The organism is Cryobacterium frigoriphilum (assembly GCF_004403305.1).
Lineage (GTDB): Bacteria > Actinomycetota > Actinomycetes > Actinomycetales > Microbacteriaceae > Cryobacterium > Cryobacterium frigoriphilum.
The window spans coordinates 123,757-136,163 of sequence record NZ_SOHE01000083.1 but is presented as its reverse complement, the minus strand read 5'-3'; the positions used below and the strand labels follow the sequence as shown (position 1 = coordinate 136,163).

Annotated in this window: 16 protein-coding genes; all 16 read left to right on the top strand. The window is 67.9% G+C overall.

Annotated elements, in window-relative coordinates; genetic code table 11:
- On the top strand, positions 1-593 hold a 593-nt coding region (locus E3T55_RS18725; RefSeq protein ID WP_174775491.1), incomplete at its 5' end, for an RsmB/NOP family class I SAM-dependent RNA methyltransferase.
- Between the two features lie 765 nt (positions 594-1,358).
- Positions 1,359-1,565: a PLDc N-terminal domain-containing protein gene (locus tag E3T55_RS18720; protein ID WP_134521044.1), complete on the top strand. Its 207-nt coding sequence runs from the start codon at positions 1,359-1,361 to the stop codon at positions 1,563-1,565.
- On the top strand, positions 1,562-2,017 hold the full coding sequence (locus E3T55_RS18715) for a hypothetical protein (RefSeq protein ID WP_134521043.1): 456 nt from the start codon (positions 1,562-1,564) through the stop codon (positions 2,015-2,017). The genes E3T55_RS18720 and E3T55_RS18715 overlap by 4 nt, the downstream gene beginning before the upstream one ends.
- A gap of 232 nt (positions 2,018-2,249) precedes the next feature.
- Complete coding sequence (locus E3T55_RS18710; RefSeq protein ID WP_134521042.1) at positions 2,250-2,747, top strand: nitroreductase/quinone reductase family protein; 498 nt, start codon at positions 2,250-2,252, stop codon at positions 2,745-2,747.
- A 9-nt stretch (positions 2,748-2,756) separates the two neighbouring features.
- A complete protein-coding gene (gene rpe, locus E3T55_RS18705; RefSeq protein ID WP_134521041.1) occupies positions 2,757-3,428 on the top strand; it encodes a ribulose-phosphate 3-epimerase in 672 nt (223 codons plus the stop codon).
- A gap of 9 nt (positions 3,429-3,437) precedes the next feature.
- Positions 3,438-3,701, top strand: a complete 264-nt coding sequence (locus E3T55_RS18700; RefSeq protein ID WP_119972877.1) for a phosphoribosyl-ATP diphosphatase — start codon at positions 3,438-3,440, stop codon at positions 3,699-3,701.
- Positions 3,702-3,760: 59 nt separating this feature from the next.
- The gene (gene hisG, locus E3T55_RS18695) at positions 3,761-4,600 is read left to right on the top strand and encodes an ATP phosphoribosyltransferase (protein WP_134521040.1); all 840 of its coding nucleotides are present in this window, start codon (positions 3,761-3,763) and stop codon (positions 4,598-4,600) included.
- A 10-nt stretch (positions 4,601-4,610) separates the two neighbouring features.
- Complete coding sequence (gene hisF, locus E3T55_RS18690) at positions 4,611-5,372, top strand: imidazole glycerol phosphate synthase subunit HisF (protein WP_134521039.1); 762 nt, start codon at positions 4,611-4,613, stop codon at positions 5,370-5,372.
- Positions 5,372-5,788, top strand: a complete 417-nt coding sequence (gene hisI, locus E3T55_RS18685) for a phosphoribosyl-AMP cyclohydrolase (RefSeq protein WP_134521058.1) — start codon at positions 5,372-5,374, stop codon at positions 5,786-5,788. Before hisF ends, hisI begins: the two co-directional genes overlap by 1 nt.
- Positions 5,785-7,335 (top strand): anthranilate synthase component I, encoded by a 1,551-nt coding sequence (locus E3T55_RS18680; RefSeq protein WP_134521038.1) that lies wholly within the window; start codon positions 5,785-5,787, stop codon positions 7,333-7,335. Before hisI ends, E3T55_RS18680 begins: the two co-directional genes overlap by 4 nt.
- On the top strand, positions 7,335-7,985 hold the full coding sequence (locus E3T55_RS18675; RefSeq protein ID WP_134521037.1) for a Trp biosynthesis-associated membrane protein: 651 nt from the start codon (positions 7,335-7,337) through the stop codon (positions 7,983-7,985). Before E3T55_RS18680 ends, E3T55_RS18675 begins: the two co-directional genes overlap by 1 nt.
- Positions 7,986-8,088: 103 nt before the next feature.
- Positions 8,089-8,319, top strand: a complete 231-nt coding sequence (locus E3T55_RS18670; RefSeq protein ID WP_134521036.1) for a DUF6704 family protein — start codon at positions 8,089-8,091, stop codon at positions 8,317-8,319.
- A 61-nt stretch (positions 8,320-8,380) separates the two neighbouring features.
- Complete coding sequence (gene trpC, locus E3T55_RS18665; RefSeq protein ID WP_134521057.1) at positions 8,381-9,151, top strand: indole-3-glycerol phosphate synthase TrpC; 771 nt, start codon at positions 8,381-8,383, stop codon at positions 9,149-9,151.
- 75 nt (positions 9,152-9,226) lie between these two features.
- On the top strand, positions 9,227-10,447 hold the full coding sequence (trpB, locus tag E3T55_RS18660) for a tryptophan synthase subunit beta (RefSeq protein WP_134521056.1): 1,221 nt from the start codon (positions 9,227-9,229) through the stop codon (positions 10,445-10,447).
- The gene (gene trpA, locus E3T55_RS18655) at positions 10,444-11,301 is read left to right on the top strand and encodes a tryptophan synthase subunit alpha (protein WP_134521035.1); all 858 of its coding nucleotides are present in this window, start codon (positions 10,444-10,446) and stop codon (positions 11,299-11,301) included. The genes trpB and trpA overlap by 4 nt, the downstream gene beginning before the upstream one ends.
- Before the next feature lie 71 nt (positions 11,302-11,372).
- Positions 11,373-12,341 carry a prolipoprotein diacylglyceryl transferase gene (gene lgt / locus E3T55_RS18650; protein ID WP_134521055.1) on the top strand — a complete coding sequence of 323 codons (969 nt, stop codon included), beginning with the start codon at positions 11,373-11,375 and terminating at the stop codon, positions 12,339-12,341.
- Positions 12,342-12,407: the final 66 nt, after the last annotated feature.

Genomic DNA, 12,407 nt, shown 5'->3' with positions numbered 1-12,407 from the left:
GGCTCGACCTGTGCGCCGGCCCCGGCGGCAAGGCGGCGCTGCTCGCCGCCGAGGCGCGCGCCGGGGGAGCGGTGCTCGTGGCCAACGAGCTCGTGCCCGCCAGGGCCACGCTCGTGCGCAACGCCCTGGCGGCGCTGCCCGAGCCCGTTCCGGTCTGGGAGGTCGACGGCACGCTCATCGGCGCGACCCACCCCGGGACCTTCGATCGGATCCTGCTCGACGCGCCCTGCACCGGGCTCGGAGCCCTGCGGCGCCGGCCCGAGGCGCGCTGGCGCAAGAAGCCCAAGGATGTCGCCGATCTCGCCGGCCTGCAGTCCGGCCTGATCGACGCGGCCCTCGTGGCGCTCAAGCCCGGCGGAATCCTCGCCTACGTGACCTGCTCGCCGCACACCGCCGAGACCCGGGCGATCGTGGCGCTGGCCGTCAAGAAGTCGGCCGGCACCGTGACGCACCTCGACACCGCGGCGATCGTGCAGTCCTTCAGCGCGGCGAATCTCGACCTGCCAGGCGACACCGGCAGCGTGCAGCTGTGGCCTCACCGCCACGGCACCGATGCCATGTTCATCACCCTGTTGCAGCGCGCCGCCGAGTAGGCACGGTGCCGCAGCACGCGGCACGAAAGACGGATGCGCCGCCCGCAGAGCGACAATCGGTCCGCTGTTCGGCGACTAACGTCCGCTGGTTGAGCCGCGACGAAGGAGCGGTCGAAACCACAGCGAGCCGACCCGGAGACTGTAGGTCGTCCTGCGGGGTTTCGGCCGGCGCGCTTTGCGCGCAGGCTCAACCAGCGGTCCTCCGTTGGTTGAGCCGCGACGTAGGAGCGGTCGAAACCAGGGCGAGCCGACCTCGAGACTGTAGGTCGTCCTGCGGGGTTTCGACCGGCGCGCTTTGCGCGCAGGCTCAACCAGCGGTCCTCCGTTGGTTGAGAAACCACGGCGAGCCGACCTTGAGACTGTGGGTCGTCCTGCGGGGTTTCGACCGGCGCGCTTTGCGCGCAGGCTCACCAGCGAGCGTCCGCTGGTTGAGCCGCGACGAAGAAGCGGTCGAAACCACAGCGAGCCGACCCTGAGACTGTAGGTCGTCCTGCGGGGTTTCGACCGGCGCGCTTTGCGCGCAGGCTCAACCAGCGGGCCTCCGCTGGTTGAGAAACCACGGCGAGCCGACCCTGAGACTGTGGGTCGTCCTGCGGGGTTTCGACCGGCGCGCTTCGCGCGCAGGCTCAACCAGCGAGCGTCCGTTCCGGCGGCAGGGCGCGCGCGCCGGCTGTTGAGCCTGCCGACGACGCTTTCGTATCGGGCAACCGCCGGGGCTAAGCTGGCCCCGCACGGAAGGGGACTCTCATCGACACGATCCTGCCCATGGCAATCGGCATTGCGACGATCGCGCTCTACGCGGCAGCCATCATCTTCGCCCTCGTGCAGATTCAGCGCACGGTCGACCTCACCCCGCCGGAACGCCTGGTCTGGACCGTCGCGGTGCTGTGTGCACCGGTGATCGGAAGTCTGGTCTGGTTCGCGCTCGGCCCGCATCCGTTTGGACTGCGACTGTCGCAGGGTCCGCATTGACACGCTCGACCAGCCGGCGGGCCTCGCGGATAGCCGGAGCCTTTCTGTGCGTCGCCGGACTGGCCCTGACCGGCTGTACCGGGTCGGACACCGAGTCACAGGTCCACGCGTTTCTGGCCACGGATGCCGACGCGAGCGACGAGCTCCCGGCCAGCGTTGATCTCAACGAAATCGACCAGCTCGACCGTGACTCCAGCCGGCTGGTGGGAGAGCGCGGCGGCACCCAGTACTTCCTGGCCGCGCTCGACCCGACTGGCGTCTGCGTCATCCTGGTCGACCCCACTTCGGGGTTCTCCGGCGCTTCCTGTGGCGCCAGCCCGCATGCCCTCGCCCTCGTCGCGTCGGGTACGGGCGGAGCTCAGGTGTACACGGCCCCTGACGAGATCCCGGTGGGCTGGGAGCTGCTCGGCGACGTTCTGATTGTGAACCCGGACGCTACCTCGCTGCCCTGACCGACAGAGTCAGGGCGCGGGCGACCCGTGGGCACTCGTCGCCGTCTCCATTTTTCGTGCCCGATGCGCAGGCCACGCCCGTTGCACGCTCGCTCGAAACGGTTGTACTGTCGCGCTGAACGGAAGTCGCGCTGAACGGAAGTCGCGCTGAACGGAAGTCGCGCTGAACGGAAGTCGCGCTGAACGGAAGTCACCTCATCGATTCGGACCACAGTGAAGGGTTGCCACAGCCATGACGACACCGAAACACCTGCCGCAATCGAAAGTGCACACGCCGTGGCTTCCTCCGCGCTGGTTCATCGTGCTGGCCTGGAAGATCCATCGGGCAATCGTTCGGTTTTCCGGCGCACGGCGTGGCCTGTGGCCGGCACGTGCCGAGCGGTGGGGCACCATGCGGGTGACCACGGTGGGGCGCCGCAGCGGCCAGGAGCGGCCGGTGATTCTCGGCTATTTCGAGGACGGTCCGAACCTGGTGACCATGGCGATGAACGGCTGGGGCGAAGCGGAACCGGCCTGGTGGCTGAACCTGCAGGCGAACCCGCACGCCCAGGTGCAGCTCCCCGACGAGAATCGTCGGGTCGTCGCACACGCCGCGACCGGCGACGAACGGGCCGCTCTGTGGGACCGGTGGCGGTCATACGACAAGAATCTCGACGACTTAGCGCGTCGCCGCCCACACGAGACGGCCGTGGTGGTGCTCGAACCCGAGGTCACCCAGCCGCTCGTCTAGGCTTTAAGCATGGCCACACGCATCAATCCGAGCATTCTCGCCGCCGACTTCGCCAACTTTGAACGTGAGCTTGGTCGCATTCGCACCGCGGACCTCGTGCACGTCGACATCATGGACAACCATTTTGTGCCCAACCTCACCTTCGGGCTCGCGATGGTGCAACGACTGCAGCAGGTGTCGCCGCTGCCGCTCGACATCCACCTGATGATCGATGACCCCGACCGTTGGGCACCCGACTACGCCGAGGCGGGCGCCTACTCGGTCACCTTCCACGCCGAGGCGGTCGCCGATCCGGTAGCCCTCGCCCGCAAGCTGAGATCGATGGGCGCCCGCGCCGGAATCGCCCTGAAGCCCGGCACCGCCGTCGAGCCGTACCTTGAGCTGCTGCCCGAATTCGACCAGGTGCTCGTGATGACCGTCGAGCCGGGTTTCGGCGGCCAGAGCTTCATGGCGTCGACGATGCCGAAACTCGAAATGCTCTCGGCCGCCGTGCGCCGCACCGGACTCGACGTCTGGCTGCAGGTCGACGGCGGCATCACCGAGCAGACGATCGTGGCCGCCGCCGAGGCCGGCGCCGACACCTTCGTGGCCGGTTCGAGCGTCTTCGGAGCTGCGGATCCAGCCGAGCAGATCGCCCGGCTGCGCGCCACCGCGCACAGCCACCAGCACGCACACGGGTAACCTAGACGAGTGAAAACTTTTGATGACCTTTTCGTTGAACTCAGCGACAAGGCACTGACCCGGCCCGAGGGCTCCGGAACCGTGCGCGAGCTCGATGCCGGCGTTCATGCCATTGGCAAGAAGATTGTCGAAGAGGCCGCCGAGGTCTGGATGGCCGCTGAGTTCCAGAGCGACGAAGAAACCGCGGCGGAGATCTCCCAGCTGCTGTACCACCTGCAGGTCATGATGATCGCCAAGGGCCTGTCCCCGGCGGACGTCTACCGACATTTGTGAGCCCGGCCGCCCGGCCGAACGCATCCGTCACAGACCCCGAACCCGCAGAGAGTAAACACATGCTGAGAATTGCCGTACCCAACAAGGGCTCACTGGCCGAAACCGCCTTCCAGATGCTGGCCGAGGCCGGCTACGTCGGTCGCCGCGACCCGCGCGACCTCGTCACCGCCGACCCGCGCAACAATGTCGAGTTCTTCTACCTGCGTCCCCGCGACATCGCGACCTACGTCGGATCCGGCGCGCTCGACGTGGGCATCACCGGCCGCGACCTGCTGCTCGACTCCGCGTCGCCCGCCCTCGAGATCGCAAGCCTGAACTTCGGTGACTCCACGTTCCGCTTCGCCGGCCCGGCAGGCAAGTTCACGACCCTCGCCGACCTCGAGGGCCTGCGCGTCGCCACGAGCTACCCCGGCCTGGTCGAGGCCTTCCTCGCCACGCACGACGTCACCGTCACCCTCGTCGAGCTGGACGGCGCGGTCGAATCCGCCGTGCAGCTCGGGGTAGCGGATGCCGTCGCCGACGTCGTCTCCACCGGCACCACGCTGCGCAAGGCCGGCCTCGAAATCTTCGGACCGGTCATCCTCGAGTCGACCGCGGTTCTGATCAGCTCGGAGAATGACAAGCCCGGCATCGCCACGCTGCTGCGTCGCCTGCAGGGTGTGCTCGTGGCCCGCCAGTATGTGCTGCTCGACTATGACATCCCGGTGTCGCTGCTCGATGCGGCCGCGGCCCTCGCCCCCGGCATCGAATCGCCGACCGTGTCGTCGCTGCACGACCCAGAGTGGGCCGCCGTGCGCGTCATGATCGCCCGCCTCGACATGAACCACGTCATGGATGCCCTCTACGAGCTGGGCGCCCGCGCCATTCTCGTGACCACGATCCACAACGCCCGACTCTAGGCCGCCGCCGATGACTCTCTCGGTGCGTGTCATCCCCTGCCTCGACGTGGCCAACGGCCGGGTCGTGAAGGGCGTGAACTTTCTGAACCTGCGCGACGCGGGCGACCCGGTCGAACTCGCGCGACGGTACTACGAGCAGGGCGCCGACGAGCTCACCTTTCTCGACGTGACGGCCACGGTCGACAACCGCAACACGACCTACGACGTGGTGCGCGCAACGGCCGAACAGGTCTTCATCCCACTGACCGTCGGCGGCGGCATCCGCAGTGTCGAAGACGTGTCCCGGCTCCAAGCCAGCGGCGCCGACAAGGTCGGGGTCAACAGCGCCGCGATCGCCCGGCCCGCGTTGATCGCCGAGATCGCCGACCGCTTCGGAGCCCAGGTCGTCGTGCTCTCACTCGACGTGAAACGCAGCGACCGCACCGAGTCCGGCTTCGTCGTGACCACCCACGGCGGCCGCACCGAGACCGATCTCGACGCCCTCGCCTGGGCGCAGCGGGCCATCGAACTCGGCGCCGGCGAACTGCTCGTCAACTCGATCGACGCCGACGGCATGAAGACCGGCTTCGACACCGAACTGATCGCGCTCATGCGCGGCATCAGCCGGGTTCCGGTCATCGCCTCCGGCGGCGCCGGACTGCTCGAACACTTTCCGCCCGCGATCGCGGCCGGCGCCGACGCCGTGCTCGCGGCATCCGTTTTTCACAGCGGTGAACTGACCATTGGCGACGTGAAGCGTGAGCTCGCGGGCGCCGGAATGCTGGTGCGATGATGACCCCTGAACTGACCCCTGAACTGACCGCCGAACCGATTCACCCCGAAGCAGCGAATGCCGTCGCTCTCGACGCGGCGGTGTTCAACGCCGATGGCCTCCTGCCGGCCGTGATTCAGCAGCATGACACCGGCGAGGTGCTCATGCTCGGCTGGATGAACCGCACCGCGATGGAACGCACCCTCGTCGAGGGCCGCGTCACGTTCTGGTCGCGCAGCCGCCAGGAGTACTGGACCAAGGGCGACACGAGCGGCCACGTGCAGTACGTGAAATCGGCGGCCCTCGACTGTGACGGCGATACCCTGCTGGTGCGCGTCGACCAGGTCGGCGTCGCCTGCCACACCGGCACCCGCACCTGCTTCGACGGTCGCGACCTCGTCGTCAGCGTCGGAACCCGACCGGAGGAGTCTGCATGAGTGAGTCCGATACTGCTGGTTCAATGACCGCTGGTTCAACGACGGAGGCGGGCTTCGCCGCGCTGCTCGGCGAACACCGGGTCATCCCGGTGCTGCGCGAACTCTTCGCCGACGGCGAAACCCCGGTCGGCATCTACCGCAAGCTCGCGGCCGGCCAGCCGGGCAGCTTTCTGCTCGAATCCGCCGAACAGGGCGGCATCTGGTCCCGGTTTTCCTTCGTGGGTGTGTCCTCATTCGGGGTGCTGACCCAGCGGGGCAACGACAGCCACTGGATCGACTACGGCGTCTCGGCCGAACGTGCCCTCGGTGACGACACCGGAGCCGGTCCCCTCGAGGCTCTCGCCGCCCTCTACGCCCGCTGGCAGACGCCGCGCCTGCCGGAGCACCCGCCGCTGACCGGCGGTCTCGTCGGCTTCATCGGCTGGGAGGCGATCCGTCAGATCGAAAACCTGCCCGACCAGCCGCCCGCCGACTACTCCGTGCCCGGCCAGTCCTTCAGCTTCGTCGCCGACCTCGTCGTGCTCGATCACCGCTACGGCACCGTGCAGCTCATCGCCAACGTGCTCAACGACGGCATTGACGACGACGGCACCCTCTGGGCCGCCGCACAAACCCGGCTCGACGCCCTGCAGGCCCGGCTCGCCCAGCCGGGCGAGGCCTGGCTGGCGGAGGTCGACCTGTCGACCCCCGCCGACCCCCGCATGCGCACGACGAAGGACGACTTTCTCGCCTCCGTCGAGACGGCCAAACAGCACATCGTTGACGGTGATGTCTTTCAAGTCGTCATCTCGCAGCGCTTCGATCAGGACTGCACCGCCGACCCGATCGATGTCTACCGGGTGCTGCGCAGCCTCAACCCCAGCCCCTACATGTACCTCCTGAGCCTCGAGGCCCCCGACGGAACCCCGTACTCCATCGTCGGTTCGTCGCCGGAGGCTCTCGTCAAGGTCGAGAAGGATCGCGTGTTCACGCATCCGATCGCCGGGTCGAAGCCTCGCGGAGCGACACCGGATGCCGACGCCGCGTTCCAGGCGGAACTCGCCGCCGATCCCAAGGAACGCGCCGAACACCTCATGCTCGTCGACCTCGCCCGCAACGACCTGCTCAAGGTCTGCACGCCCGGCTCGGTCGAGGTCACCGAGTTCATGCGCATCGAACGTTTCAGCCACATCATGCATTTGGTCTCGTCGGTCGAGGGCAACCTCACGCCGGGCAAAACGTCGATCGACGTTTTTCGCGCCGCTTTCCCGGCCGGCACCCTGAGCGGGGCGCCGAAACCGCGGGCCCTCGAGATCATCGACGCCCTCGAGCCCGCCCAGCGCGGGGTCTACGGGGGAGTGGTCGGCTATTTCGGTTTCGCCGGTGATGCCGACCTCGCGATCGCCATCCGCACCGCGACCATCATCGACGGCGTTGCGCGGGTGCAGGCCGGTGGCGGCCTCGTCGCCGACTCCGACCCCGCGAGCGAGTACCAGGAATCCCAGAACAAGGCGGCCGCGCCGTTGCGTGCCGTCGCGGTGGCCAACGCCATGCGCCGGGTGCACTGATGTCCGACAGCCGATCCGGCGGCACCGGCAAGCGCCTGCGCCTGTCGCTCATACTGACGGTGCTCGGTGCGAGCACGCTCGCGCTTCTCGCCTGGACTCAGGTCTGGGGCACGGTCGATGTGGCCGTCTCCGCCGGCGGGCCTGAGCCGATCGCGGTCGACGGGTCGGTCGCCGCGCCCGCGATCACGGCTCTGGCTCTCGCCGGGTTCGCCCTGGCCGGTGCCCTGACCATTGCCGGTCCGCTGATTCGGGTGGTGCTGGGCGTTCTCGAGATGCTGCTCGGGGCATCCGTCTTTCTTTCCGCGCTTCTTGCCGTCGCCGACCCCGCCCACGCGAGCTCCGCCGCCGTCACCGCCGCGACCGGAATCGCCGGCCGGGACGGGGTCGCGAGGGCGGTCGAGGCCTCAGCGACCACCGGCTGGCCCTACCTGGCCCTCGTCGCAGCCGTCATCATGGCCGGTGCCGGTTTTCTCATCGTCTTCACGACCAAGCGCTGGCCCGGAGCCACCAAGCGGCACCAGACGGTGCGCTTCGAGCCCGTCACGACGGATGCCGCGGCCGGCGCCCGAGAACCGGGCCGCGCTCCCGACGCGGTCGTCGATTGGGACGAGCTGAGCCGCGGCGAGGACCCGACGAGCGAGTCCCGCTAAGATTGAACAGCAGGCTGACACCCGAAACGTCAGCCAGACAGCACGACTACATCACGGCACCACATCACGGCACCACATCACGGCACCACCACAAAGGAGAACCATGACTACTGAGTCGGCAGAACTCGGCCACGGCCACTCACCGGCCGCCTGGACCGCTGTCACCATCATGCTGGTGGCGTTCACGGTCGGCACAGCCGCCTTCTTCTTCGTCATCCCGTGGCTCGTCTGGGTCTCTTTCGTCGTGCTGCTCGCTGGCCCGGTCGCCGGTTTCGCGATGGCCAAGGCCGGCTACGGCGTGGCCGACATGCCTCCCGCGACCCACGGACACTAACCGAGTGAGTTCTGACCTGGTACGCCCCGATCTAGTGGGCACTCATCTAGTCGGCACTGACCTGCTGGCCAACCTCATGGGTGGCGCTCTCGCCGACGCCGAGGCGCGCAGTCTGTCCCGCCCGCTCAGCGCCGTCGAGGCCGCAGCCCTCGACCGGTCACCCGCCCTCGACGCCCTCGCGGCGCTCGCACCGGCCGACCGCATCAAAATCATCGCCGAGATCAAGCGGTCGAGCCCCTCACGGGGATCGCTCGCCGCGATCACGGATCCGGCGGCCCTCGCGGTGTCGTACGAGACCGGTGGGGCGAGCGCCATCAGCGTGCTCACCGAGGGACGCAAGTTTCACGGCACCCTCGATGACCTCGAACAGGTACGCGCCGCCGTCGCCCTTCCCGTACTGCGCAAAGACTTCATCGGTACCCCGTACCAGGTGTTCGAGGCCCGTGCCGCCGGCGCCGACCTCGTGCTGCTCATTGTCGCCGCACTCGACCAGGGCACACTGCAGTCGCTGCAGAACCTTGTCCGCGAGCTCGGCATGACCGCGCTCGTCGAGACGCACAGCGCCGACGAGGTCAGTCGTGCACTCGACATCGGCGCGAGCCTCGTCGGGGTCAATGCCCGCAATCTCTCGACCTTTGAGCTTGACCAGAACCTGTTCGGCACCCTGGCCGACAGCATCCCGTCCGGCGTTGTGCGTATCGCCGAGTCCGCGGTGAAAACCGCTGCCGACGTGGCGCACTACCGCGCGGCCGGCGCCGACGTCGTGCTCGTCGGTGAAGCGCTCGTCACGAGCGATCCCATCCGCACCCTCTCAGAGTTTTTGGCGGTCTAAGTGTCTCCTGTATCCGTTCACCCCCAGCCGGACGATCTCGGTTCGGCTGGTGCCGCCTCACTGCGCACCGAGTCACTGCGCACCGAGTCACTGCGCACCGAAACCGGCCCCTACTTCGGCGACTTCGGCGGCCGGTTCGTGCCCGAATCCCTCGTTGCCGCGCTCGACGAACTCACCGCCGAGTACGACCTGGTCAAGAAAGATCCGGCCTTCGCCGCCGAGCTCATGGAGCTGCACCGCTCTTACAGCGGCCGTCCCTCGATCATCACCGAGGTGCCACGTTTCGCCGAGCACGCCGGCGGTGCCCGCATCATCCTCAAGCGCGAAGACCTCAACCACACCGGCTCGCATAAGATAAACAATGCCCTCGGTCAGGCCTTGTTGACCAAGCGCATCGGCAAGACCCGGGTGATCGCCGAGACCGGCGCCGGCCAGCACGGTGTCGCCACCGCGACCGTCGCCGCGCTCTTCGGGTTCGAATGCGTCGTCTACATGGGCGAGGTCGACACCGAGCGCCAGGCCCTCAACGTGGCGCGCATGCGCCTGCTGGGCGCCGAGGTCGTGCCGGTGAAGACCGGCTCCCGCACCCTGAAAGATGCCATCAACGACGCCATGCGTGACTGGGTCACCAACGTCGAGACGACCAACTACATCTTCGGAACCGTCGCGGGGCCGCATCCGTTCCCCGCCATGGTGCGCGACTTTCAGAAGATCATCGGCGAGGAAGCCCGCGAGCAGGTGCTCGCCCTGACCGGTCGGCTGCCCGACGCGGTCACCGCGTGCGTCGGCGGCGGCTCCAACGCGATGGGCATCTTTCACGCCTTTCTCGACGATGCGGATGTCGCCCTGTACGGTTATGAGGCCGCCGGCGACGGCGTCGACACGCCCCGCCACGCCGCGACCATCACCAAGGGTCGCCCCGGCGTGCTGCACGGCGCCCGCAGCATGCTGCTGCAGGACGAAGACGGCCAGACGGTGGAATCGCATTCCATCAGCGCCGGACTCGACTACCCGGGGGTCGGCCCGGAACACGCCTGGCTCGCCAGCATCGGCCGGGCCACATACCTGCCGGTCACCGATGCGGCCGCGATGAGCGCGCTGCGCCTGCTGAGCCAGACCGAAGGCATCATTCCGGCAATCGAGTCGGCACACGCCCTCGCCGGCACGCTCGAACTCGGCAAGCAGCTCGGCCCCGACGCGACGATTCTCGTGAACCTCAGCGGACGCGGCGACAAGGACATGGAAACCGCGGCTCGATACTTCGATCTGCTCGACGAAGGCGCGGAACAGTCATGAGCACCACCAGCCCCTCCCACGAAGGCAACACCAGCCGGCACGGCACCAGCACGGCCAGCGTCACGCACAGCGCAGTCGAGGCCACCATCGCCCGACGCCGGGCGGCCGGCAGCGGAGCCCTCATCGGCTACCTGCCCGTCGGTTTTCCCAGCCTGACCGAGAGCATAGACGCCGCGGTGGCCCTCGCCGCCAACGGCGTCGACGTGATCGAACTCGGACTGCCATACTCCGACCCGGTCATGGACGGTCCCGTCATCCAGGCCGCCACCCAGAAGGCCCTCGCCGGCGGCTTCAAACTGCACCACGGCTTCGAAGCCGTCAAGGCAATCACCGCTCAGGTCGACGCGCCAGTGCTCGTGATGACCTACTGGAACCCCGTTCTGCAGTACGGCGTCGACCGATTCGCCGACGACCTGCTCGCCGCCGGCGGCGCCGGCCTCATCACCCCCGACCTGATTCCCGATGAAGCGGATGCCTGGCTCGCCGCGAGCGAACGCACCGGACTTGACCGGGTTTTCCTCGCCGCACCGTCGTCGTCGGATGCCCGACTCCTGCAGGCCATCGAGGCCAGCCGCGGCTTCGTCTACGCGGTTTCGACGATGGGCACCACCGGAGCCCGTTCCGATGTTGACTCGGCCGCCCGCGTCCTCGTCGACCGGCTGCGTGCCGCCGGTTCGACGAGTGCCTGCGTGGGCCTCGGCATCTCCACCCCGGCCCAGGTACGCGAGATCCTCGCCTACGCCGACGGGGCGATCGTCGGCTCCGCCCTCGTCAAGGCACTGACCGACGGGGGAGTCGCCGCCGTCGGCGTGCTCGCCGCCGAACTGGCTGCCGGCACCCGGGATCTACGATAAATTGACCGTGGTTGGTTTTCGCACCACCGTTGCACCGCGTCCGCGTTACGAAAGGTAGTACTTCAGTGTCTATGCCTCTGAGCATCCCGAGCCCCGGCTGGAGTTTCGTCGACCTCGGACCCTTCCGCATCCACGCCTATGCCCTGTGCATTCTCGCCGGCATTATCTTCGCCACGATGATCACCTCCCGCCGGCTCTCCAAGCGCGGCGGCGAACCGGGGGTCGTGCTCGACATCATCCTCTGGGCCGTACCGCTCGGCATCGTCGGGGCGCGTATCTACCACGTGCTGACCCACCCGGGAGACTACTTCTACGACGGCGCCGACCTGCTGCGCACCCTGTACATCTGGGAGGGCGGCAACGCCATCTTCGGCTCTCTGCTCGGCGGTGCGGTCGGCGCCTGGATCGGTTCCCGGCAATCGGGCATCCGCTTCTGGTCCTTCGCTGACGCCCTCGCGCCGGCCATGCTGATCGCCCAGGCCACCGGACGCCTCGGCAACTGGTTCAACCACGAGCTCTATGGCCTGCCCACCACCCTGCCGTGGGGCCTTGAGATCGAAGCGACCAACGCGGCCTTCCCCATCGGGCTTCCGGCGGACACGCTGTTCCACCCGACGTTCCTGTACGAAATCATCTGGAACCTCGCCGGTGTCGCCGTGATCCTGCTGCTCGAGCGCCGCCTGAACCTACGCTGGGGCAAGGCCTTCGGGGTCTACCTGATCTGGTACGGCATCGGCCGCACGATCTTCGAATCGATCCGCGTCGACCCGAGCGAGGTGTTCTTCGGCCTGCGCACCAACGTCTGGGCGTCGCTCGCGGCGATCGTCGTCGGCCTGCTGATCATTATCATCCAGCGCCAGGAACACCCCGGACTCGAGCTGAGTCCCTACGTTGCCGGCCGCGAATGGATCGCGGTCGACCCTGAGGTAGAATTCGAAGACAACGATTCCGAACTCGAGGGTGACGACGACAATGATGCCGTCACATCCCCGACTTCACGCGAGCCTTCCGCCACAAGCAGCAGCGGCTCGCGCCAGTAGGCCACGCTGGTTCCGCCATACGGAACCTGCACCCCGCCCGCGGCCGGCCCCAGTCCGGCCACCCAG